Origin of the sequence: Micromonospora sp. NPDC050784 (assembly GCF_044456765.1) — a bacterium.
GTDB classification, from domain to species: domain Bacteria; phylum Actinomycetota; class Actinomycetes; order Mycobacteriales; family Micromonosporaceae; genus Micromonospora; species Micromonospora foliorum.
The window spans coordinates 32,181-58,307 of the sequence record NZ_JBITGG010000030.1 but is presented as its reverse complement, the minus strand read 5'-3'; the positions used below and the strand labels follow the sequence as shown (position 1 = coordinate 58,307).

General features: G+C 72.6%; 25 protein-coding genes. 11 read left to right on the top strand and 14 right to left on the bottom strand.

The features are described 5' to 3' along the window. Positions 1-73 precede the first annotated feature (73 nt). Complete coding sequence (locus ACIBD9_RS29990; protein WP_396722685.1) at positions 74-1,642, bottom strand: LPXTG cell wall anchor domain-containing protein; 1,569 nt, start codon at positions 1,640-1,642, stop codon at positions 74-76. A gap of 145 nt (positions 1,643-1,787) precedes the next feature. Further along, positions 1,788-2,000, bottom strand: coding sequence for a hypothetical protein (locus ACIBD9_RS29985; protein ID WP_387170523.1), 213 nt, complete (start codon positions 1,998-2,000; stop codon positions 1,788-1,790). A 125-nt stretch (positions 2,001-2,125) separates the two neighbouring features. Between ACIBD9_RS29985 and ACIBD9_RS29980 the strand changes: the two genes are divergently transcribed. Together ACIBD9_RS29980 and fbaA are read left to right on the top strand one after the other, a co-directional pair. Continuing rightward, positions 2,126-2,509 carry a phage holin family protein gene (locus ACIBD9_RS29980; protein WP_030491363.1) on the top strand — a complete coding sequence of 128 codons (384 nt, stop codon included), beginning with the start codon at positions 2,126-2,128 and terminating at the stop codon, positions 2,507-2,509. Between the two features lie 136 nt (positions 2,510-2,645). Then, on the top strand, positions 2,646-3,671 hold the full coding sequence (gene fbaA / locus ACIBD9_RS29975; RefSeq protein ID WP_124853722.1) for a class II fructose-bisphosphate aldolase: 1,026 nt from the start codon (positions 2,646-2,648) through the stop codon (positions 3,669-3,671). A 65-nt stretch (positions 3,672-3,736) separates the two neighbouring features. Here the strand turns inward: fbaA and ACIBD9_RS29970 are convergent, their stop codons facing one another. Beyond that, on the bottom strand, positions 3,737-4,930 hold the full coding sequence (locus tag ACIBD9_RS29970; RefSeq protein WP_396722683.1) for an LOG family protein: 1,194 nt from the start codon (positions 4,928-4,930) through the stop codon (positions 3,737-3,739). 248 nt (positions 4,931-5,178) lie between these two features. Here ACIBD9_RS29970 and ACIBD9_RS29965 point away from each other — a divergent pair, with 248 nt between their 5' ends. Beyond that, on the top strand, positions 5,179-5,607 hold the full coding sequence (locus ACIBD9_RS29965; protein ID WP_396722680.1) for a DUF3151 domain-containing protein: 429 nt from the start codon (positions 5,179-5,181) through the stop codon (positions 5,605-5,607). 45 nt (positions 5,608-5,652) lie between these two features. Here ACIBD9_RS29965 and ACIBD9_RS29960 read toward each other — a convergent pair whose 3' ends face one another. Continuing rightward, on the bottom strand, positions 5,653-7,416 hold the full coding sequence (locus ACIBD9_RS29960; protein ID WP_396722718.1) for a chromosome partitioning protein: 1,764 nt from the start codon (positions 7,414-7,416) through the stop codon (positions 5,653-5,655). Positions 7,417-8,248: 832 nt separating this feature from the next. Next, positions 8,249-9,322, bottom strand: a complete 1,074-nt coding sequence (locus ACIBD9_RS29955; RefSeq protein WP_396722678.1) for a diacylglycerol kinase family protein — start codon at positions 9,320-9,322, stop codon at positions 8,249-8,251. A 124-nt stretch (positions 9,323-9,446) separates the two neighbouring features. Here ACIBD9_RS29955 and ACIBD9_RS29950 point away from each other — a divergent pair, with 124 nt between their 5' ends. The 5 genes from ACIBD9_RS29950 (at position 9,447) to ACIBD9_RS29930 (ending at position 14,646) form a co-directional block, all read left to right on the top strand. Continuing rightward, positions 9,447-10,736 carry an adenylosuccinate synthase gene (locus ACIBD9_RS29950; RefSeq protein ID WP_387170533.1) on the top strand — a complete coding sequence of 430 codons (1,290 nt, stop codon included), beginning with the start codon at positions 9,447-9,449 and terminating at the stop codon, positions 10,734-10,736. A 541-nt stretch (positions 10,737-11,277) separates the two neighbouring features. Continuing rightward, positions 11,278-11,850: an endonuclease domain-containing protein gene (locus ACIBD9_RS29945; protein ID WP_396722716.1), complete on the top strand. Its 573-nt coding sequence runs from the start codon at positions 11,278-11,280 to the stop codon at positions 11,848-11,850. 105 nt (positions 11,851-11,955) lie between these two features. Beyond that, positions 11,956-13,206: a phosphoribosylamine--glycine ligase gene (gene purD / locus ACIBD9_RS29940; protein WP_396722676.1), complete on the top strand. Its 1,251-nt coding sequence runs from the start codon at positions 11,956-11,958 to the stop codon at positions 13,204-13,206. Between the two features lie 62 nt (positions 13,207-13,268). Next, positions 13,269-13,790: a SigE family RNA polymerase sigma factor gene (locus tag ACIBD9_RS29935; RefSeq protein ID WP_396722675.1), complete on the top strand. Its 522-nt coding sequence runs from the start codon at positions 13,269-13,271 to the stop codon at positions 13,788-13,790. After that, positions 13,783-14,646, top strand: a complete 864-nt coding sequence (locus tag ACIBD9_RS29930) for a hypothetical protein (protein WP_396722673.1) — start codon at positions 13,783-13,785, stop codon at positions 14,644-14,646. Before ACIBD9_RS29935 ends, ACIBD9_RS29930 begins: the two co-directional genes overlap by 8 nt. A 7-nt stretch (positions 14,647-14,653) precedes the next feature. Here ACIBD9_RS29930 and ACIBD9_RS29925 read toward each other — a convergent pair whose 3' ends face one another. The 3 genes from ACIBD9_RS29925 to ACIBD9_RS29915 all read right to left on the bottom strand — a co-directional run bounded on the left by ACIBD9_RS29925 (position 14,654) and on the right by ACIBD9_RS29915 (position 18,080). Next, the gene (locus ACIBD9_RS29925; RefSeq protein ID WP_396722714.1) at positions 14,654-16,216 is read right to left on the bottom strand and encodes an AMP-binding protein; all 1,563 of its coding nucleotides are present in this window, start codon (positions 16,214-16,216) and stop codon (positions 14,654-14,656) included. A 195-nt stretch (positions 16,217-16,411) separates the two neighbouring features. Continuing rightward, positions 16,412-17,626, bottom strand: coding sequence for an acyl-CoA dehydrogenase family protein (locus ACIBD9_RS29920; protein ID WP_396722671.1), 1,215 nt, complete (start codon positions 17,624-17,626; stop codon positions 16,412-16,414). A 1-nt stretch (position 17,627) separates the two neighbouring features. Then, positions 17,628-18,080, bottom strand: a complete 453-nt coding sequence (locus ACIBD9_RS29915) for an SCP2 sterol-binding domain-containing protein (RefSeq protein ID WP_124815440.1) — start codon at positions 18,078-18,080, stop codon at positions 17,628-17,630. 68 nt (positions 18,081-18,148) lie between these two features. Between ACIBD9_RS29915 and ACIBD9_RS29910 the strand changes: the two genes are divergently transcribed. Further along, positions 18,149-18,787 carry a TetR/AcrR family transcriptional regulator gene (locus ACIBD9_RS29910; protein WP_396722670.1) on the top strand — a complete coding sequence of 213 codons (639 nt, stop codon included), beginning with the start codon at positions 18,149-18,151 and terminating at the stop codon, positions 18,785-18,787. Here the strand turns inward: ACIBD9_RS29910 and ACIBD9_RS29905 are convergent. Further along, on the bottom strand, positions 18,762-19,427 hold the full coding sequence (locus ACIBD9_RS29905) for a DedA family protein (protein ID WP_396722667.1): 666 nt from the start codon (positions 19,425-19,427) through the stop codon (positions 18,762-18,764). The two genes, ACIBD9_RS29910 and ACIBD9_RS29905, sit on opposite strands and share 26 nt — an antisense overlap. A 170-nt stretch (positions 19,428-19,597) precedes the next feature. Here ACIBD9_RS29905 and ACIBD9_RS29900 point away from each other — a divergent pair, with 170 nt between their 5' ends. Beyond that, positions 19,598-20,749 carry a sensor histidine kinase gene (locus ACIBD9_RS29900; protein WP_396722665.1) on the top strand — a complete coding sequence of 384 codons (1,152 nt, stop codon included), beginning with the start codon at positions 19,598-19,600 and terminating at the stop codon, positions 20,747-20,749. Then, positions 20,746-21,387 (top strand): response regulator, encoded by a 642-nt coding sequence (locus ACIBD9_RS29895; RefSeq protein ID WP_396722663.1) that lies wholly within the window; start codon positions 20,746-20,748, stop codon positions 21,385-21,387. Before ACIBD9_RS29900 ends, ACIBD9_RS29895 begins: the two co-directional genes overlap by 4 nt. A gap of 11 nt (positions 21,388-21,398) precedes the next feature. Here ACIBD9_RS29895 and ACIBD9_RS29890 read toward each other — a convergent pair whose 3' ends face one another. From ACIBD9_RS29890 to ACIBD9_RS29870, 5 genes are all read right to left on the bottom strand, one after another. Beyond that, the gene (locus tag ACIBD9_RS29890) at positions 21,399-22,019 is read right to left on the bottom strand and encodes a DedA family protein (RefSeq protein ID WP_396722661.1); all 621 of its coding nucleotides are present in this window, start codon (positions 22,017-22,019) and stop codon (positions 21,399-21,401) included. A 64-nt stretch (positions 22,020-22,083) separates the two neighbouring features. Then, complete coding sequence (locus tag ACIBD9_RS29885) at positions 22,084-23,349, bottom strand: adenylosuccinate synthetase (protein WP_396722660.1); 1,266 nt, start codon at positions 23,347-23,349, stop codon at positions 22,084-22,086. Then, on the bottom strand, positions 23,346-24,305 hold the full coding sequence (locus tag ACIBD9_RS29880; protein ID WP_396722658.1) for a hypothetical protein: 960 nt from the start codon (positions 24,303-24,305) through the stop codon (positions 23,346-23,348). Before ACIBD9_RS29880 ends, ACIBD9_RS29885 begins: the two co-directional genes overlap by 4 nt. Before the next feature lie 9 nt (positions 24,306-24,314). Continuing rightward, positions 24,315-25,286, bottom strand: a complete 972-nt coding sequence (locus ACIBD9_RS29875) for a serine/threonine protein kinase (protein WP_396722656.1) — start codon at positions 25,284-25,286, stop codon at positions 24,315-24,317. After that, positions 25,283-26,035, bottom strand: a complete 753-nt coding sequence (locus ACIBD9_RS29870) for an NUDIX hydrolase (RefSeq protein ID WP_396722654.1) — start codon at positions 26,033-26,035, stop codon at positions 25,283-25,285. The genes ACIBD9_RS29875 and ACIBD9_RS29870 overlap by 4 nt, the downstream gene beginning before the upstream one ends. Positions 26,036-26,127 lie beyond the last annotated feature (92 nt).

The window sequence follows — 26,127 nt, the reverse complement described above, 5'->3', positions numbered from 1 at the left end:
CGGACGAGGACATCACGACGACGCCCCGCCAGCCCGGTACGGGATGGCGGGGCGCCGGTCGGGTCCGGGTGGGTCAGGCGAAGAAGCGGCTTCTGCGTCGGGCGAGCAGGCAGCAGCCCGCACCGGTGACGAGCAACAGGGCCCCGATACCGGCGATCAGGGTGGTGGGGGCGCCGGTGATGGGCAGCGAACCACCACCGCCACCACCGCCACCGTCGCCATCACCGTCGCCTTGGCCACCGCCGCTCTGGGGCGCGTTGACCACGATGGTGGCCCTGTCGTTGGCCGGTTTGATGTCGTCCTGGAAGCTGCCGCCGCCGGGGCACTCGCACGGCGCGTTGACCCGCACCGCGCCCCGGGCGTTGGGGATGACCTTGTCGATGCGCAGCCGGAACTTCATGGTGTAGGTCTGACCGGCCACCAGGAGCATCTCGGAGGCGCACTGGTACGTGCGGGTGCCCGGTCGCAACTGGCAGTTGTCGGGGACCTCGACGGCGGTGCTGCCCGGTGGCAGCTCGACGGTGGTGTGGGTGGCCGCCTCGTAGTCTTCGTTGACCTTGTCGAGCGTCGCCGGGCCGTTGTTCCGGAAGCCCACGGTGGCCGTGACGACCGCGCCGGCCCTGCCCTTGAGCGTGGCGCCGATCGCCGCGAGGTCGGTGCCGTTCGTGCCGGTGGCCTTGATGATCCACCCGGTGTAGTCGTTGCCCGGGCCGACGTCGGTCTGGGCGGCCTGCCGCATCCTGCCGGGTGCCGCGCTCAGAGTCAGTTTCGGGCCGCTGCCGGGGGAGGCCGCCCGGGCGCCGACGGCTTCCCGTACCCGGGTCAGGTCCTCGAAGTCGGCCGTGGTCATGAACTGGGCATGGCCGGACTGGTTGGTCGGCGCGTACGTGTCCTTGCCGAGTTCGAGGTTCAGCGTGGCGACGAGCCCGGTACCCACCGGGATCTCCTCGTCGAACTGGCAGGAGACCAGGTGGTCGTCGGAGTAGCGGCAGTTGCTGAACCGGTCCTTGGTACGGATCGAGTAGGCGAGGTCGAAGACCGCGACGAATCCGCTGACGGTCGTGTCGCCGGCGTTGGCCACGGCCAGCGGCACCGAGAACTTTCCGCCCGGCTTCGAGGAGACGGTGGTGTACGGCCCGCCGGCAAGATCGACCCCCTCGCCGACCCGGACCTGCGAGGTGTAACTGCCGCGCCGCCCGCCGGCCGCCTGGAAGCTGACGGCGATGTCGCCGGAGTCGCCGAGCCGCGCGTCCTCGGTGAGGCCGAGACGTACCTGCTTGGTCGCGTTGCGGTAGGTCCCGCTGCCCAGAGGCGGCAGCTCGTTGAGGACGACGTCCTCGGGCTCCTCGCAGACGAGGACCCCCGGCTCCGGCGCGGTGCACTCCTGGCCGTCGGCAGGGGCCACGGTGATCTTGTTGGCCAGGGAGCGGTAGTCGTAGCGCACGGAGACGTCGGTGAGGACCGTCGGCTCGTCGGCGTACAGGAACAGGGTGCGAGTGGTCGCCGTCGCGCCGACGGCCAGGGTGGCGTCCTGGAAGTAGGGCTCGATCGTGGCCGCGGCGACGGCGGGGGTGGCGGAGGCGGCGACCAACGCGCCTGCGGCGCCGAGCCCGGTCAGCCAGCGGAGCGAGTGCTTGAGCATGGGGTCCTCCCGTGGGGGTACAGGTGGCGCTCGTCCAACCTAGGGAGACCCCGGCTTGTCCGGTAACCCTTTGCGATCGATATCCGTCTAACGACCCGAACGGTTGGACACCTCTGTCGCAACGGGCAGTCGACCCTGCGGCGGGTCAGCGGTAGTCGTCCTCGTCCCCGGTGACCACCCGGGCCTGCTCCATCGCGTCCCAGTCGTCGACCTCGAGGCCACGGTGCGGCTCGCTGTCGACGTCGGTGGGGCCGGCGACCGTGGCCTGCTCGACCGCGTCCGCCGGGTCCGCCTCGGGGTCGCGTTCGTGCGGCGCGAGGTGGTCGCCGGGGGTGAAGTCCTCGTCGGGCTGACCCATGGTTCCTCCCGGGGGTCGCAGGGCACGGTTCCCACCACCGTACGGGCTGGGCGGGCGCCCCGCCCGGAAGGCGGAGTAGGCGGAATCAGCCCTCGGCGACGCGACCCGGTGCCAGGATGGGTGCCGTGGGCTTCCTCATCCGACTGGCGATCACCGCGGTCGCGTTGTGGATAACCACGCTGATCGTGCCCGGGGTGGACGTGCACGGCCGCTCGGGTGGCAACACCGTTCTCACCCTGATCGTGGTGGCGCTGATCTTCGGCGTGATCAACGCGGTGCTCAAGCCGGTGATCCGGGTCGTCGGCTGCGTGTTCTACCTGCTGACCCTGGGCCTGTTCGCGCTGGTGGTCAACGCGTTGCTGTTCCTGCTCACCGACCGGATCGCCCGCGGGCTCGACCTGCCGTTCCAGGTGGACGGATTCTGGCCGGCGTTCTGGGGAGCCATCGTGATGACCGTGGTGACCTGGTTGATCAGCGTCATCGTGCCGGACAACCTGGACCGCCGTTGAACGGCTAGCACCCGGGTCGGTTGTTCCGGTGCACCTCACCTACGGGATACTTCCGGGCGGAGGACAGCGCGGTCCGGCGCACAAATGAAGAACAGCGGCCAGCACGGCCGAGAGTGGTAAGTAAGGAGCGCATCACATGCCCATCGCTTCCCCCGAGGCTTACGCGGAGATGCTGGACCGCGCCAAGGCCGGCCGGTACGCGTACCCCGCGATCAACGTGACCTCCTCCCAGACGCTGAACGCGGCGCTCAAGGGCTTCGCCGACGCGGAGAGCGACGGCATCATCCAGGTCTCCACCGGTGGCGCCGAGTACCTCTCCGGCCCGTCGATCAAGGACATGGTCACCGGCGCGGTGGCGTTCGCCGCGTACGCGCACGAGGTGGCCAAGAAGTACTCGGTCAACATCGCCCTGCACACCGACCACTGCCCGAAGGACAAGCTGGACGGGTTCGTGCGTCCGCTGATGGGCATCTCGCAGGAGCGGGTGAAGCGCGGCGAGGAGCCGCTCTACCAGTCGCACATGTGGGACGGCTCGGCCGTGCCGGTCGCGGAGAACCTGCAGATCGCCGCGCAGCTGCTCGACGAGGCCGCCAAGGCCAAGATCGTCCTTGAGATCGAGGTCGGCGTCGTCGGTGGCGAGGAGGACGGCGTCGAGAACGCCATCAACGACAAGCTCTACACGACCACCGATGACGGCCTGGCCATGGTCGAGGCGCTCGGCCTCGGCGAGAAGGGCCGCTACATGGCGGCGCTGACCTTCGGCAACGTGCACGGCGTCTACAAGCCGGGCAACGTCAAGCTGCGTCCGGAGATCCTCAAGCAGATCCAGGACGCCGTCGGCGCCAAGTACGGCAAGGACAAGCCGCTCAGCCTGGTCTTCCACGGCGGCTCCGGCTCCCTGCTGAGCGAGATCCGCGAGGCCCTGGACTACGGCGTGGTGAAGATGAACATCGACACCGACACCCAGTACGCCTTCACCCGGCCCGTCGTGGACCACATGCTCCGCAACTACGACGGCGTGCTGAAGATCGACGGCGAGGTCGGCAACAAGAAGCAGTACGACCCGCGCGCCTGGGGCAAGGCCGCCGAGGCCGGCCTGGCCGCCCGGGTCGTTGAGGCCTGCGAGCACCTGCGCTCCACCGGCACCACGATGACCAAGTAACGACGTCCCACCGACGGCCGGCTCCCACCCGGGGTGCCGGCCGTCGTCGTCAGGTCGTCAGGTCGTCAGGTCGTCAGCAGGCGTGCGGCCTCGCGGACGTCGTCGGTGAGGTGGATCGTCGACGACAGGTCACCGAACGGGGACGCGGCCAGCAGCGGGCGCAACAGCGCTTCCACCGGCAGCTCCGTGGTCCAGTAGGCGCGGTCCAGGAAGATGTACGCCCCGCTGGCGCCGTCGGTGCCGTAGTAGGTCTTGGTGGCCGCCTGGAACACCTCCTGCACCGTGCCCGCCCGCCCCGGCGCGAAGACGATGCCGCCCCGTGCGAGGCGCAGGATGGTGTCCTCCCGGATCGCGTTCGAGAAGTACTTGGCGATCCGCCCGGCGAACAGGTTCGCCGGCTCGTGCCCGTACAGCCAGGTCGGAATGGCCAGACCACCCGCACGTGACCAGCCCAGATCGTCGCCACGTTGCCGGGGCACCCCGGCGTACCGCTGCCGGACCGTCAGCGCCGTGGCCGTGTACCTGTGGTGGTCGGTGAAGTCGGGGGCGGTGGCCAGCAGGTCGATCGCCGCCGTCACCTCGGTCGCCGGCCGGTCCGCCAGGAAGGCGCCGAGGTTCGCGGCCTCCATCACCCCGGGGCCGCCGCCGGTCACCACCAGCCGGTCGGCCCGCGCCAGCTCCCAACCCAGCACGGCCGCCATCCGGTACGCGGGACTACCGCGCCGCACCGCGTGACCGCCCATGATGCCCACCACCGACTGCGGCCCGTGCGCCGCCAGCCAGACCCGGGTGGCGTCGGCCAGCGCGTTGTCCACGCCGTGGTCGTGCAGCCGTTGACCCAGCGCCTCCTTGACGTCCGGCAGCGCGCCGCCGTGCGCTCGGTAGTGGTCGTACACCCGGGTGTCGTACATCCCGGTGAACCCGCCCTCGGCGAACCCGGCGGCCAGGTCGTCCGGGGTGTAGAGGTGCGTCGGCTGGGTCGGGTACGGCAACCCCGAGAAGGGCGGCACCACGTTCGCGCCGCGCCGGACCAGGTCGGCGCCCACGTCCCGGGACGCGAAGCGGCAACCGACGAAGAGGGTGCCGGCGACGTCGATGCCGGTGAGGTCGGGCACCGGCGCGAGGTCGAGCCGCAGGCCCTGCACGGTCAGTCCGGTCAGCCGACCGGTGGCCAGCTGTTGGTCGAACTCGGCCCGGGTCTGGATCTCGCCGGCGTGCAGCTGCGGCTCGATGACGTCGGCGGGAGGTGGGGTCGGCACCCGGCCATCCTGCCCCTCCGCCGGGGCTGGCCAAACCTCGGGCCGGGGTGCAACCGACGGGAACCCGGTGGTCGTGGCCACCGGGCTCCCGCACTACCGGTTCCTGGGGAGGCTCCGGACCATTAGTTGTAGTGGAAAACACCAGGCAGCGGCATAGGCCGCAGGCGTGACCAACTCCTCAGCCGTTCAGCGGAACACGTCGGCCGACCCGCTCGCGTGTCGCCCTGTCCAGCGGGTTGAATGGGGCGATGCAGAACCTTTTGCCAGAGCCACCGGCCACCCGCCTGCCCGTGAACGACGAGGCCGACGCCGCCCTGGCCGCCGCCGACGAGGCCGGCACCGACGAGGCGTACGCCAGCGTGGCGGCCCGCTTCCCGACCTACAGCGCCGCCTGGGGGGAACTCGCGGCCCGGGCGTTCGCGCAGGACCAGGTGGTGACGGCGTACGCGTACGCCCGCACCGGCTACCACCGGGGCCTCGACCAGCTGCGCCGCAGTGGGTGGAAGGGACACGGCCCGGTGCCGTGGTCACACGAGCCCAACCGGGGCTTCCTCCGCTGCCTGTACGTGCTGTCCCGCGCCGCCGACGAGATCGGCGAGGCCGACGAGGCGGCCCGCTGTGCCCAATTCCTGCGCGACTGCGACCCGGAAGCGGCGGACGCGCTGGCCAGCAACTGACCCCGCCCCGACGGCCGGCCCGACACCGGGCCGGCCGTCGGTCGGTTACAGCCCTTCGGCGACCGCGGCAGCGATCTTCAGCCAGGCGTCCCGGGTGGCCGAGGACAGCCCGCCGTACCGGATCGGCTCACCACTGTCGATGAGCCGCTCGTACGGGGCCAGCAACACCGCCCGGGTGCGGGCCGCGAAGTGCTCCTGGATGGCCGGCAGGTCGATCTCCTTGCGGGACGGCGGCATCGACACCACCGTCACGGCCTGACGGACCAGCCGTTGCCGGCCGCTCTGCTCCAGGTGGTCGAGCATCCGCGCGGCGGTCTCCGCCGAGTCGTTACGGGCCGACATGGTGACCACCAACTGGTCGGTGGCGTCCATCGACGCCTGCCAGTTCTGCGCCCGGACGTTGTTCCCGGTGTCCACGAAGATCAACTTGTAGAACCGGCTGACCACCTCACGGATCTCGGCGAACGCGGCGGCGGTCAACATCTCGCCACCGGTGGCCGACTCGTCCGAGGCCAGGACGTCGAACATCCCCTCGCCCTGCGAGCGCACGTACTGCGACAGGTCACCGACCCGCCCGTGCGCCCCCTGGAACTGCCCGAGGTCACGCAGCATGTCCCGCACCGTGCGGGAGTGGAAGTCCTGTTGGGCGCGCATCCCCAGGGTGCCCTGGGTCTCGTTGTTGTCCCAGGCCAGCACGTAGCCACCGCGCTTCTGACCGAACGTCATCGCGAGCAGCAGGATGGCCACCGTCTTACCGGCGCCGCCCTTCGGGTTCACCACGGTCACCTGCCGCAGACCGCCGAAGTTGCGGCGCACCATCTCGATGTCCCGCTTGAGCTCCTGCTCGTGCCGCCCCGGAGAGAGCCGGAGCAGACCCATCTTGTTGACCACCGCGCGTACGCCCATGGTCGCCACCGGGTCGGCGGGTCGAACCTGGCGGCGTCGGGCGAAGTCCTCGGCGGTCGGCGCGGCGGTGTCCTCCGGCGTCCAGGTCGCGTCCGGGTAGGCGGTCGCGTCCGGGTACGCGGGGGCCGGCACCCGGGTCACCCCATCGGCCTCCTGGTACGGCTGCCCAGGCGTGCCGCCGGGCGAGCCCTGCTGCCAGGGCGGTGGGTACCAACCCGGCGAGGGCGGAAACGGCCCGGGCGGTGGGGTCGCGGGCCCAGCCTGCCCAGCAGCGTGCTGCGGTGCCGGATTGCCGTGCGGTGGGTTGCTGAACTGCGTCAGGTCGGGCGGCGGCGGGATCTGCGCCGGGCCGGCCTGGCCGGGGATGGCCGGGGTGAACGGCTGCCCGGGACGCGCCTGCCCGGGACCGGCGTGCGGGACGACGGGAGGCGGCGGGATCGGAGGCGTCGCGCCGGCCTCGTCCTGAGCGGGCGCGGCCGCCCCGGCCGGACGTTGCGGCGGGTACGCCCACGGCGACTCGGCGATCGGCCGCGCCGGCCCGTCGGCGGCCCCGTCCTCACCTGGCCCGCCAGCCTGCGGTGCTGGTCCACCAGCCTGCTGCACCGGCCCGCCAGATTGCGGCGCCTGCCCACCCGGCTTTGGCGCCGTCCCGCCGATTTGCGGTGCCGGCTCACCAGGCTGCGGTGCGGGTCCGCTGGCTTGCGGTGCGGGTCCGCTGGCTTGCGGTGCGGGTCCGCTGGCTTGCGGTGCGGGTCCGCCGACCTGCGGTGCGGGCCCGCCGACCTGCGGTGCCGGTCCGGTCGCTGCGGGGCCGGCGGTCGAGGAGTCTGCCGGCGCGGGGGCAGCGGCCGTCGGCCTGTCGGTGGCGCTCGGGCTGGCGGCGGACGCGGTGGCGGCTGGGATGGGCCGGTCGGTGGCCGCGGCCGTGGTGGGGTGGCCGGCGGCTGCCGCTGCGGTGGGGCGGTCGGCGGGAGCGGTCGGCTGGTCCAGGGTGAACGGCAGGTTCAGGTCGACGCCGCCCGGGGTGATCGGCGCGGTGGTCGGACCCCGGTCGCCGGGCTGTCCCTGCGTAGCTTCGCCGGCCTGGCCTGCCGCGCCGGTTGCGGCACTGGCGCTCGCGGCGGGTCGGCCGTCCCTCGGCGCGGAGGTGACGTCAGGTGTCGCAGCGGGGATGCCGGGGCCAGCTGGCCCGCCGTTGCGCCCGGGGCCGGCTGGCGGCGGCGTCGGCTGGGCACCGGTCGCTGGCGGAGCGGGCGGCGGAGGCGTAGCGGCCGGGTCGGTCGGCGGTGGCCAACTCGGCTGCGCCGGCGCCCAACCCGACCCGGTGCCGGACGGGCCGCCGGCCCCCCACCCCCCGGGCGCCGGAACGGCGCCGGTGAGCGACGGGTAGTCCGACGGCGAGGGCGGCGGCTGGGCCGGAGCGCCAGGCTGGCCGGGAACCGGCGGTCGTGCGATCGGCGGCGCTGCCACCGGTGGCGTGACCGGCGGCGCGACCGACGACGGCCCACCCCGCTGCTCGGCCACCGCGGCCCAGGGCGGCACCGCCCCCCGGTCGCCGGGATCTGGCGGCCAGAGTGGTTCGACGTCCCGCTCCGGCACCGGCTGCTGGCCGGGCACCTGCGCCCGGTCGGCGTTCTCGTCCATTACGGCCCTCCCCAGTCCTCCTGCGAGGATAGGCCCATTCGCCCAACAGGGCCGATCGGCGCAGGCAGGTCGACCGGTCGACGCGGTCGAGTCAGATCGACCAGACCGCCCAGGCCCCCGGCTCGATCCACCAGGAACGCTTCCGGGTCAGCTCGCCCTCGACACCATCGTCGAGGTACGGCACCTTGCCCTCCCTGGGCAGCACCGACACCGCCCGCCCACGGGCCCGCCGAACTTCGAGGCGTACCCGCTTGCGCCCCCACGCCGAGCGGACGACCACCGGCACGGCCACCGCGACCTCGACCTGGCCGTCGGCCGGGTCCGGCGCGGTCAGCAGCGTCACGTCGTCGAGCGTCGCGTACCCGCCGGCGTTGCCGACCGCGCAGGCCAGCAGCGGTTCTGCACCGTCGGTGAGGATGGTGTCGTCGACCTCCACCCGAGCGCGCCAGTGCAGCGGCCGGCCGGCGTCGTCGGCCGCGCCGAGGAGCGCGCCGTCGAGGGTCACCGAGCCGCCGTCGTTGCGGAGCAGGTCCAGCCGGCGCGGCGTGCCGTCCAGCACCGCGGCGGCCACCGCCGCCGGGTCACGGGGCAGCCCGAGCTGCGCGGCAAGGTCCCGGTGGGTGCCGCCACGGGCCGGGTCAAGCGGGAGTACGGCCACCGGCGGCAGGTCGGGCAGGGTCCGGTTGCCCGGCAGGTCCGCTGGGCGCTTGCTCGGCGCCGGGGCGTACCGCTTGACCAGCCGGCGCAGCACGGCGCGCAACTGCCCATCGCTGGCCGTGGCGACGACCAGCCGGGTCTTGCTGTCCGGGTCCGGCCAGGTGAGGCCGTCCGGGCGGGCCGGGCCGTCGAGCCGGGCCAACACCGCGTCGATCTCGGCGTCGGAGCGGGCGGTGACCATCTCCACCCGGGCGCCCCGGGCGTTCAGCGCGTCGGCGCACGCCAGCACCGGCACCCGTGGCCGCTCGGTGGCGCACTGCTCGGCGTCGGCCTGGCTGGCGTTGCCCTGGCCGGCGTTGGTCCGGTCGGTCTTCGCCTGGCCGGTGTCGGTTTGGCTCGTCGGGGCGGTGTCGGCCGCGGTCGCACCGCCGCAGCAGGCCCCGCCGCTGCCGCAGCCCCCGGGAGCGTCCCGCTCCGAACCGAGGGTGAGCAGCACCACGTCGTACACGGAAGGAGCCTCCTGCCTCTCGACGCGACCCCTGCCGGCCACGCCGTCACTACTTGTTAACCTGACACCCCGGGCTCGCCGAGCGGTCGCCACCTGGCACCCGAGCCTTCTGGAGGCGGAAAAGATGCCAGCGATCGTGCTCATCGGCGCTCAGTGGGGCGACGAGGGCAAGGGCAAGGTTACCGACCTGCTGGGTGAGCGGGTCGACTACGTCGTGCGCTACTCCGGCGGCAACAACGCCGGACACACGGTGATCACCCCGGACGGCCAGAAGTACGCGCTGCACCTGATGCCGTCCGGCGCGCTCTCACCGAACGCGATGATCGTCATCGGCAACGGTGTGGTGGTCGACCCGAAGGTGCTGCTCGCCGAGATCGACGGCTTGGCCGAGCGCGGCGTCGACGTGTCCCGGCTGCGGATCTCCGGTGACGCGCACCTGATCATGCCGCACCACCGGGCGCTGGACCGGGTCATCGAGCGGTACCTCGGCTCGTCCCGGATCGGTACCACCGGCCGCGGCATCGGCCCGGCGTACGGGGACAAGGTCGCCCGGATCGGCATCCGCCTCCAGGACCTGCTCGACCCGGGCATCCTGCGCAAGAAGCTGGAACTCGCGCTGCGCGAGAAGAACCAGATCCTGTTCAAGGTCTACAACCGCAAGGCGATCGACCTCGAGGCGACCGTCGAGGAGTACCTGGCGTACGCGGAGCGGCTCAAGCCGTACATCGCGGAGACCCGGGCGATGCTCTGGGACGCCCTGGACCGGGGCGACACGGTGCTGCTGGAAGGCGCCCAGGCCACCATGCTCGACATGGACCATGGCACCTACCCCTTCGTGACCTCGTCCAACCCGACCGCCGGTGGCGCCTGCGTGGGCGCGGGCATCCCGCCGACCGCGATCAACAAGGTCATCGCGGTGAGCAAGGCGTACACCACCCGGGTCGGCGCCGGGCCGTTCCCGACCGAGCTGTTCGACGCCAACGGTGACCACCTGCGCAAGATCGGCGCGGAGTACGGCACGACCACCGGGCGGGAGCGCCGGTGCGGGTGGTTCGACGCGGTCGTCGCCCGGTACGCCTGCCGCCTCAACGGCGTCACCGACCTGGTCATCACCAAGCTGGACGTGCTCACCGGCCTGCCCAAGGTGCCGATCTGCGTCGGCTACGAGATCAACGGCGTCCGGGTCGACGACATGCCGATGAGCCAGACGGACTTCCACCACGCCAAGCCCGTCTTCGAGGAACTCGACGGCTGGTGGGAGGACATCACCAAGGCCCGCACCATCGACGACCTCCCGGAGAACGCCCGCCGCTACATCGCCCGGGTAGAGGAACTCTGCAACACGAGGGTGAGCGTCGTAGGCGTAGGCCCAGGCCGAGAAGAAAACGTCCACCTACACCCCCTCCTCCCCTAACCCCACCCCACGGCCCCGCCCGGGCCTCCCCATGGCCTCGGTGATCAAGAAGTTTGCGTCAGATTTCCCTACGAGTTGACGCAAAGCTCTTGATCACCGAGGCGTGTGCGGTGGTTATCCACAGGCGTTTGAGGGTTGTCCACAGGGGCTTCGGTGGGGTGGTGTGGGTGGGCAGGGTGTGGGTGTGGGTGCGCACCAGCTTCTTCGCCAAATCGCCGCTGAGCAGGACGGCATGGTCACCCTGGGCCAGGCATTGCGTGCCGGTCTGACCAAGGATCAGGTCAGACAGTTGCACCGGTCCGGCAGGTGGCAGCGGCTTCTCCGTGGCTGCTTCCTTCCAGAAGCGGAGCTGAGTGATTCGACGCGCCGGCGGGCGCGAATCCGCGCGGCGGTCACGAGCCTCGGCCCAGGCGCCTTCGCTGTTCTGGACTCTGCGATGGAGTTGCACGGCATCGCGGGTCTTCACCGGACATCACAGGTCCACGTCTCGGTGCCAGTCGATCGACCCCGGCCCCAGCGCGCTCTGGTGCCGTGGTTGCCCGTGCATCAGGTGACCGTCGGCCCTGGCGACGTCGTCAAGGTTGCGGGCATCCCGGCAACCTCTTCGCTTCGCACAGTCTCGGACGTCATCCTTCGGGTCGATCGTTACCCAGCGGTATCGGTCCTCGACTCGGCGCTGAACCAGGGCCGCATCGATCCGGCGCAGCTGGCGGCCATCCCGAACCTGATCCGGGGGAGGCGAGGCGCGGTCGTGGCACACGCCTGTCTGGCCGAGGCGGACGGGCGGGCGCAGTCGCCGCTGGAGACGCGTAGCCGGCTGCGGTGCGTGGACGGGCGGGTGCCGCCAGACGCGCTACAGCTGGAAGTGCGCGACGACGACGGCTATCTGCTCGGCATCGGCGACCTGGGCTGGCGCGGCCCAAGACTGATCGCCGAGGCGGACGGCCGAGACGCGCACGGCACACCGGAGGCCGCCTATGCCGACCGCCGCCGCCAGAACCGCCTGGTCAACGCCGGCTGGACCATCCTCCGTTTCACCTGGCAGGACACCCTCCATCCCAGCTACATCCCCCACACAGTCCGCCAAGCCATCGCAGCCGCCCATCGCAGATGATCAAGAGGTTTGCGTCAAGAACGAGTCCATCCCTGACGCAAACCTCTTGATCACCGAGGGCCGACGGGGACGGGAGGGTGCGGGGGGACAGTAGGATCTCGGGTTGTGCGGGTTCTTTTGGTGGGTGGTGGCGGGCGGGAGCATGCGCTCGCGCTTGGGCTGGCGGGCGATCCGGGCGTTTCCGCGCTTGTTGCCGCGCCGGGTAATCCGGGGATCGCGAGCGTGGCCGAGCTGCGGACGGTGACTGCCACAGATCCGGCCGCGGTGGCGGCGTTGGCCGTGGAGTTGGCGGCTGACCTGGTGGTGGTCGGGCCCGAGGCGCCGTTGGTCGCCGGGGTCGCCGACGCGGTACGAGCCAAGGGCATCGCCGTGTTCGGCCCATCTGGTGCGGCCGCTCAGCTGGAGGGCTCCAAGGCGTTCGCCAAGGACGTGATGACCGCTGCCGACGTGCCGACCGCCCGGGCGTACGTCTGCACGGACGAGGAGAGCACCGCTCGGGCGCTGGACGAGTTCGGCGCGCCGTACGTGGTGAAGGACGACGGGCTCGCCGCCGGCAAGGGCGTGGTGGTGACCGACGACCGGTCCGCCGCGTTGGCGCACGCCAGCGAGTGTGGACGGGTCGTGGTCGAGGAGTTCCTCGACGGCCCGGAGGTCAGCCTCTTCGTGGTCACCGACGGCGAGGCGGCGCTGCCGTTGGTGCCGGCACAGGACTTCAAGCGGCTCGGCGACGGCGACACCGGGCCGAACACGGGCGGCATGGGGGCGTACGCGCCGCTGCCCTGGGCTCCGCCCGGCCTGGTCGACGACGTGATGCGTGATGTGGTCCACCCGACGCTCGCGGAGATGCTTCGTCGGGGCACCCCGTTCGCGGGCCTGCTCTACGTCGGGCTCGCGATCACCGCCGCCGGCCCTCGGGTGATCGAGTTCAACGCGCGCTTCGGTGACCCGGAGACCCAGGTGGTGCTCGCGCTGCTGGAGTCTCCGCTGGGTGGGCTGCTGCACGCGGCCGCCACCGGCACGTTGGCCGAGCACCCGCCGCTGCGGTGGCGGGACGGCAGCGCCGTCACCGTGGTGCTCGCCTCCGCGGGTTACCCGGCCGCGCCGCGTACCGGTGACGTGATCACCGGCGCGGACCGCGCCGGCATCATCCACGCGGGCACCGCCCGCCGAGCCGGCGACGGCGCGTTGCTCTCCGCCGGCGGCCGGGTCCTGTGCGGTACGGCCACCGGCCCCGACCTGGCCGCCGCGCGGGACGCCGCGTACGCGCTGGTGGACGGGGTGGAGCTGGCCGGCTCGCAGCACCGCACCGACATCGCCGCCGCCGCGATCGAGGATCGGATCACGATTCCCGGCTGAACCCGGGCAACCACGACCCGCCTCGCCTCCGTTTGCTCAGTGAGGCGAGGGGGTGGCGGCGGATGCCGGTCGATGTCGAGGGCTACCGCGACTACGTCGGCGCGCGGCTGGAGCCGTTGCGCCGCACGGCGTACCTGTTGTGCGGCGACTGGCACACGGCTGACGATCTGGTGTCGACGGCGCTGGTCAAGCTGCTCAGACACTGGCCGAGGGTGTCCGCCATGGACAACCCGGACGCGTACGTCCGGCGGACCCTGTTGCGGGTCTGGCTGGACGAGCGGCGCCGGCCGTGGCGACGCGAGGCCGCCTGGGCCGAGCTGCCGGAGCCGCCGGCTGCGGCCAGCGGCACGGACGGTGCTGCCGACCGACTGACCATTCTCGCTCTGCTGGCGGAACTGCCTCCGCGTCGTCGGGCGGTCCTGGTGCTGCGCTACTTCTGTGACCTGTCCATCGAGGAGACCGCCCGAGAGTTGGGCTGCTCCGCCGGCACCGTGAAGAGCCAGTCGGCTCGCGCGATCGAGGCGCTGCGTGGTCGCCTCGTCGACGTGCCGACTCGAATCGAGGAGGTACGGACCGATGGATGAGCTGACGAAGCATTTCCGGGACGCCGTGGCCGGGTCGCCGCCGAGCCGGATCGATCTCGACGGGTTGATCACCGCCGACCGGCAGCGCCGTCGGCACCGGGCGTGGACGCTGGCCGGCACCGGGGTGGCCGCGGCCGTCGCGGCCGTCGCGGTGCCGATCCTGGTCGCCGTGCCGGGACCGGGTGGGATGGCCCTGCCGCCGATGAGTTCCGGATCAGGCGACACGTCGCTCTGCCCGGCACCGATCCCGTTGGGCGGTGGGCCCAATTCGTCGGGAGGCGGACCGGAGCCGTTGGCCAGCGGACCGGAGCCGTCGTCGCAGACGTACGACACGGTGCGGGTGCGCCCGACGGAGCCGTGGCAGGCGGGCGTACCTCGACTGACCGCGGCGCTGAGGGCCGCGCTGGCCACCACCGTGCCCACGAACCTGACGGTGACCGGGGCGGTGCCCGAGTGCGATCGGCCGCAGTTCGCGTACCAACTTCCACACCGGCAGTACGAGACGATCGCGACACTCAGCCGCGACGGGCGGCACAGCCATCTGAAGGTGGCCGTTCAACTCACGCGGGCCGATGCGAAGGCGGATTGTGCGGCCGCGCCTGACGCCCGGAACTGCGAGGTGTGGGGGCTGGGCGACGACGGGGTGGCGATGCTCAGCACCAGTACGGACCCGGATGGGGGCACTCTGCGCTGGGTGCAGCTCATGCGGGTGGACGGCACGTCGGTGACGGTCACCGCGGGCAACCTCCTCCACGGGTACGGCGGTCCGGCCGACCGGGTTGCCCGCGACGCGCTGCTGACCTCGCAGGAGCTCGTCGAGCTGGCGCGGGCGCCGGGCCTGACCCTCTACCCGTGAAGGGCGGTCAGCCGTAGTAGCGGCGTAGTTCGCGGGTGAGCACCTTGCCGGTGGCGTTGCGGGGCAGGTACTTCACGAAGATCACGTCTCGGGGGACGCTGAACCGGGCCAGGAAGTGCCGGACGTACTCGCGCACCGCCTCGGGGTCGAGCGTCTCGCCGGGGTGCAGGGCGAGGAACGCGGACAGGCGCTGGCCGTACTCGGGGTCGGGTACGCCGATCACGGCCGCCTCGCGGACCTGCGGCAGTTGCGCGAGGAGGTCCTCCACCTCGGACGGGAAGACATTCTCACCGCCGGAGACGATCATGTCATCGGCCCGGCCGTCGACGAAGAGCAGCCCGTCGGCGTTGAGCCGGCCGAGGTCGCCGGTGTCGAGCAGGCCGTCGCGGGTTTCCCGGCTGGCACCGGAGGTGTAGCCCTCGAAGAGCATCTCGTTGCCGACGAAGATCCGCCCGACCCGTCCGTCCGGCACGGGTTGGCCGTCCTCGTCGAGCATCTCCAGCCGGGTGCCGTGCGGCGGACGACCGGCGGTGGTGGGCGCCTGACGCAGGTCCTGCGGGTCGGCGATGGAGGCCCAGGAGACCTCGGTGGACCCGTAGAGGTTGTAGAGGACGTCTCCGTAGACGTCCATGAACTTGGGGGCCAGCCCGCCGGGCAGGGCGGAGCCGCTGACCGCGACGACCTTGAGCGGGGGGCGCGGGTCCGGCGGGGGCACCTCCAGCAGTCGCTGCACCATCACCGGTACGGCGAAGAGCGCGTCGCACCGGTGCGCGGTAAGGGCGGCGAGCGTGGCGGTCGGGTCGAAGCGGCGGTGCAGCACGATGGTGGCCCGCAGTGCCAGGCAGACCTGGAGAGCGGCGAATCCCCAGGTGTGGAAGATCGGCGCGGCGATCATCACCCGGTTCCGGGCGTGCAGGGGGATGCGGTCGATGATGGACACCAGCGGGCCGAAGCCGCCGGGCGTCGGCCGGCGAGCGCCCTTGGGCGTGCCGGTGGTGCCGGAGGTGAGCACGATGATCCGGCCGTCGCGCTCGGGCGGGTGCAGGTCTCCCGGCAGCGCCCCGGCCACCAACTCCTCGCGGGCGCGTTCGTCGAGCCGGGGCAGTTCGGCGGGGAGGCCGAGGACCCGCTCGGCGAACTCGTCGTCGTGCACCAGGAGCCGCAGCCGCTGCTCCTCGGCGACGGTGCCCAGTTGGGCGGCGCTGAGCCCGGTGTTGACCAGCACCGCGTCGACGCCGAGCAGGGTGGCGGCGACGATGGTTTCGATCAGCCCGTGGTGGTTGCGGCAGAGCACGCCGATTCGGTCGCCGGCCTGCACGCCGAGCCCGGCCCGCATCGAGCGGGCCATCCGCTCGGCCCGGTCGAGCAGGTCGTGGTAGGTCAGCTCGACGCCGTCCTCGTCGATGACGGCCGGGCGGCCCGGGTCCCGGGCGGCTGCTTGGCGCAGCTCGCCCGCCAAGCTCCACCCCCACGTCCGCAACGCGTTGAGCTGCGAGGCGACCCGGATCGGGCTGCCGGGGGTGAGCAGCCCGCGGCGGGTCAGCGTGGCAACGATGAACGGCAGGTCCATGCCGCAGACCTCCTCGGGGTGGTGCGCGGACGGGGCGACCGACTCCCCGCCCATCAGGGCTTCTTTCCTTGATCATGCACTGAGCGCGGCTGGAGGCCCAGTTGGCGTCGGCGTGGGGTGACGAAGACGGCACAGATCGTGGAATCCGGGCCGCCGGCGGCCCGACCCGTGGCGAAGGGTCGGGCCGTCGGTCGGTCAGCGGATCTGCATCCCGGAGATCGCCCGGGAGATGACCAGTCGTTGGATCTCGGAGGTGCCCTCGAAGATGGTGTAGATCTTGGCGTCCCGGTACCAGCGCTCGACCGGGTGGTCCCGCAGGAAGCCGGCCCCGCCGAGCAGTTGCACCGCCTTCTCGGTGACCGACACCGCAACCTCGCCGGCCTTGAGCTTGGACATCGATCCCTCGCCCGCGGTGAACGGACGGTTGTTGCGGCCCATCCACGAGGCCCGCCAGACCAGCAGCCGGGCCGCGTCGATCTCCATCCGCATGTCGGCCAGCGCGAACGCGACCGCCTGGTTCTCGATGATCGGCCGTCCGAACTGGACCCGGTCCTTCGCGTAGTCCAGCGCGTACTCGTACGCGGCCCGGGCCACGCCGAGCGCCTGGGCGCCGACCGTGGGTCGGGACAGCTCGAAGGTGCGCATCGCGGCCTGTCCGGTGGCGCGCTGACCGGAGCGGGCCCGGTCGAGGCGTTCCTGCAGGGCGTCCCGTCCGCCGAGCAGGCAGCGGCCGGGTACGCGTACCCCGTCGAGGAAGACGTCGGCGGTGTGGGACGCGCGGAGGCCGAGTTTGCGCAGCTTGCGGGTGGCCGCCAGGCCGGGGGTGCCCGGCGGTACGACGAACGCCGCCTGACCCCGGGAGCCGAGCGCGGGGTCGACGGAGGCGGTGACCACGTGCACTCCGGCGATTCCGCCGTTGGTGGCGTACGCCTTCTGGCCGTTGAGCACCCACTCGTCGGTGGCCTCGTCGTAGACGGCCCGGGTGCGCATCGCGCCGACGTCGGAGCCGGCCTCGGGTTCGCTGGTGCAGAACGCGGCGACGGCCGGCGAGTCGACGTCGCCGAAGCACTGCGGCACCCACTCGACCATCTGGTCGGGGGTGCCGGCGCCGTAGATGGCGGCGACGGCGAGCGAGGTGCCGAAGATGCTCAGGCCGATGCCGGCGTCACCCCAGAAGAGTTCTTCGCTGGCGATCGGCAGGGAGAGCCCGGTCGGGTCGGCCCAGCAGGTGGCGAGGAACTCGAAGCCGTAGAGGCCGACCTTGGCGGCTTCCTGGATCACCGGCCACGGGGTGTCCTCGCGCTCGTCCCACTCGGCGGCGGCTGGGCGCACGACCTCGGCGGCGAAGCCGTGCACCCAGTCGCGTAGATCCCGCTGTTCCTCGTTCAGGTCGAGCGAGAACTCAGCCATGTCAGGCCTTGGGGATGTCGAAAAGGTTGGCGATGTTGGCGGCGAGGCCGAGGTCGCCCTTCGCCTTCAACTTGCCGGTCATGAACATCATCACCGGGTTGGCGCCACCGGACACGATCTTCAGGAACTCGACCGGGCCCATGGTGAGGCTCAGCTTCGGGTCGTGCTGCGGGGTCTCGTTCACGACGCAGGTGCCGTCGGCGATGACCACCTCGTAGGTGTCGCTGCCGCCGTCGGGGCGACCGGTGATGATCCAGTGGATGACCGCGTTGGTGGAACCGGCCCGGTCCGCGCGGAACAGCGACGGCATCCGGCCGAACACCTCGCCCAGGACCTTGCCGCGCAGGTCACCGGACATCACCTGGGCGATCTTGTCGTCCGGGGTGGACTTGACCAGCTGGGCGAACTCCTTGGGGCCCACGTTGGCGAAGGTGGCCGGGTCGAAGTCAGTCATCAGGTGCGCCTTCCGGAAGAATTGGCTACTCGCGCGTAACCCTACGCACGAGTAGGTATGCTCGCAAGGTGTCCAGCGTCCCCGCCTTCAAGCGCCTGCCTCGCGCCGTCCGCGAGCAGCAGATGCTCGACGCGGCCGTCAAGGTCTTCTCCCGACGCGGCTTCCACGCCGCCAGCATGGACGAGATCGCGGAGGACGCCGGCATCTCCAAACCCATGGTGTACGCGTACCTCGGCACCAAGGAGGAGCTCTTCGTCGCCTGCCTGCACCGGGAGGGCACCCGGATGATGCAGGCCATCGCCGGGGCGGCGGCCCCCGACCTGCCGGCCGACGAGCGGCTCTGGCGCGGGCTCAAGGCGTTCTTCGGCTTCGTGGGCGCCCACCGGGACGGCTGGGCGGTGCTCTACCGGCAGGCCCGGGGCGAGCAGCCGTTCGCCGGCGAGCTGGCCACCATGCGGGCCCGGCTGGTCGAGGTGGTCGCCGGGATGCTCGACCACGCGCTGCGCGCCGAGGGCCGCGAGATCGCCGCCATCGACCTGGAGGTCGTCGCGTACGCCCTGGTCGGCGCGAGCGAGTCGCTGGCCGACTGGCTCGCGGACCACCCGGAGACCGACCCGGAGAAGACGGCCACCCGGATGATGAACGTGGCCTGGCTCGGTGCCGCCCAACTGCTGCACGGCGTCACCTGGCGTCCGCCGGCCGACTGACCGCCCCGGCGGAGACAGGGTCGCTGCCCGGTTCGGCGGCCCGCGTCGCACGACGCCGGTTGCGGAGCCAGCGGACCACCTCGACGACGACCGTCACCGTCAGGGCCAGGCCCAGCCCGAGCAGGAGACCACGCAGCGGGTCCTGCTCGAAGGCCAGCCCGCCCAGGTAGCCGACCAGCGCCGAGTAGAGCCCCCACGAGCTGGCGGCCAACGCGTCGAAGGCCAGGAACCGTCGCCGGGGATAGCGCACCGCGCCCATGGTGAGGGTGACCGCGGTCCGGCCGCCCGGGATGTAGCGGGCCACGGTGAGGATCAGCCCGCCCCGGGTGGCGATCCCCCGACGGGCCCGGTCGATGGCGGCTCGGCGTCGACCGTCGGGCGGCAGCCGGTCGAGCAGCCGGGTGCCACCACCCCGCCCGATCGCGTACGAGATGTGGTCGCCGACCAGCGCCCCGGCGGCGGCCACCAGGATCACCGCCGGCAGGTACGGCGCTCCGGAGGCCGCGAACACCCCCGCGGTGATCACCGCCGTCTCGCTCGGCACCACCGGGAAGAAACCGTCGAGCACCGCGATCGCGAAGATCGCCAGGTACACCCAGGGCGAGGACATCGTGTCGTGCAGCAGGTCGAGTAGATCCATGATCCCGATGCTGGTCGGGGCGACGTTGGCCGACATCGGCCAGTGGTCAGATGGGCGCCACTACTTAGGTAGCGGCCGGCCCCGAGGGCGGGTAGGGGTCTTCCCCCACCGCGCCCCGGTTCGGCGGCGCACAGCGGCCCGATCCGTCGGCCGAGCCCTAGGCTCGCTGCGTGGCATCCAGCGTCGTCGCTCTCCGGCAGGTCGTCCAGCGGTACGCCCCGCCGCTGCTCGCCGTCCTGGTCGCCGCGGCCGTGTGGGCCAGCGCGACCGGGGACATCGGGGTCCGCTCGCCGCTGCCGGGCGCGCTCGTACTGCTGATCGCGCTGGCCTCGGCGTGGGCCGCCGGCACGATCCGGACCCGTCGCTGGCCATTGTTCCTGGCCGCGGCGGTCGGCTGGTTGGTGCTCGCCGCGGCGGCCGCCGGGGTGCTGGCCTCGTACCAGGCCGGGCTGCGGTTGCGCGGTCGCCAACTCGCCGGCTACCTCGCCGGGGCGGCCCTGGTGCTGACCGGCGGGGTGCTGGTCGGGCTGGCGGTGGGTGGTGTACGCCGGATCACCACCGCCACCACCGGCAACGTGCTGCTGCTCGCCGCCTGCCTGGTGGGGCTTCCGTTGGTCTTCGGTCTCTGGGTGCGGGCCCGTCAGGACACGCTCGCCGCCCTGCGGGACCGGGCCGAGCGGCTGGAACGCGAGCAGGAGGCCCGCGCCGACCGGGTCCGCGCCGAGGAGCGGACCCGGATCGCCCGGGAGATGCACGACGTGGTGGCGCACCGGGTCTCGCTGATGGTGGTGCATGCCGGGGCGCTGGAGGTGACCGCCGTGGACCCGGCGACCGTCGAGGCGGCCGCGCTGATCCGGACGACCGGCCGGCAGGCGCTCACCGACCTGCGCGAGGTGCTGGGTGTGCTGCGCCAGGCCGGCCCGGCCGTGACGCCGGAGCGAGGGCTCGACACGTTGGACGAGTTGATCGGGGAGTCCCGTGCCGCCGGGCTGCGGGTGTCCCGGCGGGACGAGGGCGTGCCGACGGCACTGCCCGTGACGCTGGGACGTACCGCCTACCGGGTGGTCCGGGAGGCGCTGACAAACGTGCGCAAGCACGCGGCCGACGCCGAGACGACCGTCTGCCTGCGCTACCTGCCCGACGGGCTGGAGGTGGTGGTCCGCAACGGCCCGTCCGAGGGCGGGTCGGCGCTGCCCGGTGCCGGGCAGGGGCTGCTCGGGCTGCGGGAGCGGGTGGAGCTGCTCGGCGGCCGGTTGGAGGCGACTCCGGTGGACGGCGGCTTCCTGGTTAGGGCCCTGATCCCGCTGGCGGGTGCGGCGTGATCCGGGTGGTGGTGGTCGACGACGAGCAACTGGTCCGTGCCGGGCTGCGGCTGATCCTTGAGGCGGCGGAGGACATCACGGTCGTCGGTGAGGCAGCGGACGGCGCCGGCGCGCTGGAGCAGGCCCAGCGGTTACACCCCGACGTGGTGCTGCTCGACGTGCGGATGCCGGGCGTCGACGGGCTGACCGTCGCGCCCGACGTGGTCGCCGTCGGCCCGAAGGTGATCATGTTGACCACCTTCGACCTCGACGAGTACGTGCACCGGGCGCTGCGGGCCGGCGCGGTCGGCTTCCTGCTCAAGGACACCCCGCCCCGCGAGTTGGCCGCCGCGGTTCGCACGGTGGCCGCCGGGAACGCGATGCTCGCCCCGACGGTGACCCGGCGTCTGATCAGCTCGTTCGCCGAGCGCGGTCCGGCCCGCAGGGACGCGGCCCGTGCGCGGCTCGCACCGCTGACCGAGCGGGAGCTGGCGATCGTCCGGGAGGTGGCGCGCGGGCACGGCAACGCGGAGATCGCCCGGCGGCTGACGATGAGCGAGGCAACCGTCAAGGCACACGTCAGCCGGGCGCTGGCGAAACTCCACGCCGGCAACCGGGTGCAGTTGGCCATCCTGGTGTACGACGCCGACCTGCTGTGACGGGTGCGGGGTCAGTGGCGGGAGGAGGCGTGGCGGCGGACCCTGCGGCGTAGCCACCGGATCCCCTCCAGCCCGAACGTGACGACCACCGAGATTCCCACCCCGACCAGCAGGCCCTTCACCGGGTCGCGTTCGAAAGCCAGCCCGCCGAAGTAGCCGAGCAGCCCGCAGTACAGCGCCCAGGTGACCGCGCCGATGCTGTCGTACAGCAGGAATGACCGGCGGGGATAGCGCACCGCGCCCATGGTGAGGGTGACGGCGGTCCGCCCGCCCGGCACGTACCGGCTGGTGGTCAGGATGATTCCGCCGCGCCGGTCCACGGCCCGACGGGCCCACTCGGAGCTGGCCCGCCGGCGGCTGCCGTTGGGGAGGCGGGCCAGTCGGCGGGCGCCCCCGCCCCGCCCGATGGCGTACGAGACGTGGTCGCCGATCAGCGCGCCGGTGGCGGCGGTCACGATCACCAGGGTCAGGCTGGGGTGCCCCCCGCTCGCCGAGAGCACCCCCGCGGTGATCACCGCCGCCTCGCCCGGCACCGCGGGGAAGAACGCGTCGACCGCGGTGAGCCCGAAGATCACCAGGTAGACCCACGGCGACGTGACCGTCCCACGGAGGAGGTCGAGCAGGGCGTCCATGCCCCCATGCTTGCCGGGCGCGACCTACCCGGTGGGCGAGTCGCCGGATCACGGCCCCGAGTTGTCAGCCGGCGTGCACCAGGGCGGGTGGGGCGAGCAGTGGACCGCACGGGGTCTTGTCGTCGGCGGTGGGGCCGTGTGAGGTCAGCACCACGGGTGCGCCCAGCTCCGCGCGTACCGCCTCGGCCCAGTCCGCCGGCGGTTCGTCGTCGTACACCGGGCGGGAGCGCAGCAGACGGGCGGTGAGCGCGGCCTGCCGGTCCAGGTCGCCGGGCGGGCCCGGGGTGAGTTGGTCGGTGGTGTCGTAGCGGCGGCAGATCCGCAGGTCGGGGCCGGCCAGGTCGAGGTGGGTCAGGGCCAGGCCGTCGACGCCGCCGGCCGCGGCGAGGGCGTACCGGTGGGCGACCGCGTCGAAGTGGCCGAACCGGAACCGGCCCTGCCACGGGTTCGCCGGGTTGTGCGGGTCGGCGAAGGGCAGCGCCGGGTCCTCGGTCACCAGCGGGCCGGGTCCGTGCCGGGTGGTGACCAGCCGGAGTACCCCGATCCGGGTCACGTCACCGGGCCGGCCCGCCTCGGCGAGCAGGCTGTCCACGTTCGCGAAGGTGGTGGTGCTCCAGGTGGTGTACGGGTGGAAGCCGTGCCACTCGTCGAGCAGCACCCCCTGCGCGCCCTCGAAGACGCAGGTCCCGGTGCGCAACGCCTCGGCGAGCCAACTGCCGTCGACGATGGCGACCCGCCCGGCGAACCCGGTGAACGCGGGCAGGCAGTCCTCGATCGGTGGCGCATCGAGCGGGCCCAACTCGGCGGTCAGCCGGTCCCGCAGGGTGGCCAGCCGCCGGCGCAGCAGCGCCGGGTGGTGGCAGTCGGCGACCCGGGGCGCGTCGTCGGGGTGGGCGAGACCGTACGCGACGGCCTCGCCCACCCCCAGCCCGCAGGAGCCGTGCCGGTCGGCTCCCCGGGCGGTCTCGCGGGCCCGGTTGGCGGCCCGGTGGTACGGGGTGGCGAGCAGCGCGTCCCCGTCGACGGTCAGCCGGTCGAGCGCGTCGGGCACCCCGAGGGTGGCGAGGTGGCCGGCCTCGGCGGCCAGCGCCAACGGGTCCACCACCACGTGCCGGGACAGGTGCGTACCGACACCGGGATGGAACGTGCCGGCGCCGAACTGCGCGAACGTGTGGTGCCGCCCGTCGCGCAGCACGACGTTGTGCGCCGCCTGCGCGCCCCCGTTGAAGCGGACCACCGTGTGCACGGGACGGGTGGCGCAGAGCCAGTCCACCACCGTGCCCTTGCCGGCGTCGCCGTAGCCGAGGTCGACCACCGCCACGTGGTTCACAGCCGGGTCACCCCGCCGGCGGTGTCGCGGAAGGCCGGCAGCGTCGACACCTCGGCCCGCCGCTCCCGGCCGAGGCGGGCCAGCGCCTTCGACACGGTGCCGGTGGCGCCGGAGCCGGCGCGGTCCAGGTCGCGAAGGCCTTCGTCCAGGTCGATGGCCTGCTCGCCGAGGCCGATGGTGAGCGCGATGGTCTCGCAGACCGCGTCGAGGTCGTCGAGCACGACGGCGTTCTGCCCGAGCAGGTCCCGCCAGAAGTCGAGCACCTTCGCGTTGCCGGCGTAGTGGCTGCCGGCGGGGAGCAGGTAGTAGGTGTCCCAGCGGCGGGTCACCTCGTCGACGACCTGCCGCAGCGGCACGTCCTCGGCGAGGTCGTCCCCGATCAGGCCGGCCACCTCCCGGGCCTTCACCCGCTGGTACGCCAGCTCGTCGCCGATGATGAACAGGTAGCCGCGCCGGCCGCGCTTCTCCCAGTTGTCGGTGACGGTGTGCCGGGCCATGAAGTACATGGCCAGCTCGTACGACTCGCTCATCTGGCCGCCGCCACCGCCCTCCAGCACGATCCGGCCGAGGTCGTCGTCCATCCGGTTGTCCGACTCGAACTGGCCCACCTGCAACGGCACCCGGTCACAGGTGGCGTCCCCGATGGCGCCGAACATGATCTGCGGGTCGCTGGCGTAGCCCTGCCGTTGCAGCAGCCCGAGAAGCTGCGGCAGCTTGGTCTGCAGGACCCGCGGCACCGTGCGCATCGAGCCGGTCACGTCGAAGAGCACCGCGACGGGCGTCGACCGGGGGTGCTCGTCGGAGTCCCGGCTCTCGCGGGTCGCGTCCCGGGGGTCGAGCGCGGGGTGCACGGTGCGCGCCCCGCTGTCGCTGTAGGAGAAGGCGCTCTTGCCGGTGGACCGGCGGTAGCGGTCGGCGGCGTCGTACACGTCGGTGGACCAGATTCCACTGCCCATGACAGCTCCTTAGGGGGTGAGGGTGAAGGGTCGGAAGGTGCGTGGCCCGTAGAGGCGCTCCAGCACCTGGTCGAGTTCGCGCAGCAGGCGCCAGGCGTCGTCGGGCCGGGCGTGCAGGGACCGTTGCCGGCAGCCCCGCGCGAAGGTGTGCAGCTCGCGGGGCGCGCGTGGCCCCATCAGCCAGCTCATGCAGTGGCTGGCCATCGCGATGTCGGTGCCCGGGCCGCAGGGCCGCTTCCGGGTGACCTCCTCCGGGTACCAGTCCTCCTGGCCGGGCACCAGCGCCGGGATCGTGCTCCCGACGGCCGCGGAGAAGCACCAGTCGACGAGCACCACGCCGTGGGCGTCCGGCTCGATCAGCACGTGTCGCGGCAGGACCGCGCCGTGCACCACCCCCGCCCGGTGGGCCAGGCCGAGCACCACCAGCAGCCGCCGCCACATCCAGGCGACATCCCGGGCGTCCAGCCCGTCGGGGTACGCGCGCCGCACCTCGTCGAGGTCGTGCAGGCCGGGTGCGGTGGCGAGCACGTTGATCCGCCGTTCCGCGCCGGTGGCGGTGTCGCGGTGCCGGAACTCGTCGACGAGCCGGGGCACGTACGGCAGGTAGCGCGGGTCGCCGCGCTCGGCGATGGTGCGCAGGGCGTGCGCCTCGCGGGCCATCAGATCGTTGTCGGTGGGCCGTCGGGGAAGCTTGAGCAGCCGGTCGTCGCCGACGTCGTAGAGGTTGGCCAGGTCACCCGAGTGGGCCAGCCCGCCGAGCCGGTAGTCGCCGAGGACTGTGGTCTGCCGTGCCTGCCACCGGGTGGTGACGTGGATGAACGCGTCGAGGGCTTCGGCGCGTACCGTCGGGTCGGTCGGCAGGCGGTCGGGGTGCAGGGCCGCGACCAGCTCGCGGTAGCGGCGGGCCGGCTGGTCCGCGCCGAACAGGTCGGCGTCGGTGCGGGCGGCCGCGACCAGGCCGATGGCCTCCGCGGCCCTCACCGCACCGTCTCCTCGCGGGCGGGGCGCAGCAGCGCCGGGTGCAGCAGCCGGGCGTCGCCGGCCCGGTAGAGCCGGGCGCGCGGGCCGCCCCGGGCCCCACCGCGCTCGGTGCTGGCGCCGGTGCTCTCCACGAAGCCCGGCACGGAGAGCACCTTGCGGTGGAAGTTGCCGGCGTGCAGCGGGTGCCCCCAGACCGTCTCGTAGACGGCGCGCAGCTCGCTGATCGTGAACTCGGCGGCGAGGAAGCGGGTGGCGAGTGGGGTGTACTCCAGCTTGGACCGGGCCCGTTCCAACGCGTCGTCGATGATCCGGCCGTGGTCGAAGGCGAGCTGCCGGCTGGTCAACGCGGTCACCGGCAGCCAGACCGCCTCGTCGGCGTCGCTGCCGGCGGCCGGATCCGGCAGGTCAGGGGCGAACGCGAGGTGGGCGATCGAGACGACCCGCATGCGCGGGTCACGGTCGGGGGCGCCATAGCTGCCCAACTGCTCCAGGTGTACGCGGCGCAGCGCCTCGCCGCCGAGCCCGGTCTCCTCGGCCAGTTCCCGTCGAGCGCCGGCGGTCAGGTCCTCGTCGGGGCGGACGAAGCCCCCGGGCAGCGCCCAGTGCCCGGCGAAGGGTGCCTCGCCGCGCCGGATCAGCAGCAGGTGCAGCGCGCTGTCGCGGATGGTCAGCGCCACCACGTCGACGGTCACGGCGACCGACGGGTAGGCCCGGGGGTCGTACGCGGCCAGGAACTCCTGCTCGTTCATCACGTCTCTCTCATCCTGAGAACATCTCGCTGTGAGAACAACTTAGCGCAGAAGCATGCGCCTGCCAAGGGGCGAGCCGCCGAGTGCGCTCA

Coding starts and splice junctions, on each gene's coding strand:
- ACIBD9_RS29930 (WP_396722673.1), top strand. CDS start 13,783: ATGGATGAGCTGACGAAGCATTTCCGGGACGCCGTGGCCGGGTCGCCG.
- ACIBD9_RS29950 (WP_387170533.1), top strand. CDS start 9,447: ATGCCAGCGATCGTGCTCATCGGCGCTCAGTGGGGCGACGAGGGCAAG.
- ACIBD9_RS29935 (WP_396722675.1), top strand. CDS start 13,269: ATGCCGGTCGATGTCGAGGGCTACCGCGACTACGTCGGCGCGCGGCTG.
- ACIBD9_RS29925 (WP_396722714.1), bottom strand. CDS start 16,216: ATGGACCTGCCGTTCATCGTTGCCACGCTGACCCGCCGCGGGCTGCTC.
- ACIBD9_RS29880 (WP_396722658.1), bottom strand. CDS start 24,305: ATGGGCAGTGGAATCTGGTCCACCGACGTGTACGACGCCGCCGACCGC.
- ACIBD9_RS29990 (WP_396722685.1), bottom strand. CDS start 1,642: ATGCTCAAGCACTCGCTCCGCTGGCTGACCGGGCTCGGCGCCGCAGGC.
- ACIBD9_RS29920 (WP_396722671.1), bottom strand. CDS start 17,626: ATGGCTGAGTTCTCGCTCGACCTGAACGAGGAACAGCGGGATCTACGC.
- ACIBD9_RS29985 (WP_387170523.1), bottom strand. CDS start 2,000: ATGGGTCAGCCCGACGAGGACTTCACCCCCGGCGACCACCTCGCGCCG.
- ACIBD9_RS29915 (WP_124815440.1), bottom strand. CDS start 18,080: ATGACTGACTTCGACCCGGCCACCTTCGCCAACGTGGGCCCCAAGGAG.
- ACIBD9_RS29965 (WP_396722680.1), top strand. CDS start 5,179: ATGCAGAACCTTTTGCCAGAGCCACCGGCCACCCGCCTGCCCGTGAAC.
- ACIBD9_RS29905 (WP_396722667.1), bottom strand. CDS start 19,427: ATGGATCTACTCGACCTGCTGCACGACACGATGTCCTCGCCCTGGGTG.
- ACIBD9_RS29890 (WP_396722661.1), bottom strand. CDS start 22,019: ATGGACGCCCTGCTCGACCTCCTCCGTGGGACGGTCACGTCGCCGTGG.
- ACIBD9_RS29870 (WP_396722654.1), bottom strand. CDS start 26,035: ATGAACGAGCAGGAGTTCCTGGCCGCGTACGACCCCCGGGCCTACCCG.
- fbaA (WP_124853722.1), top strand. CDS start 2,646: ATGCCCATCGCTTCCCCCGAGGCTTACGCGGAGATGCTGGACCGCGCC.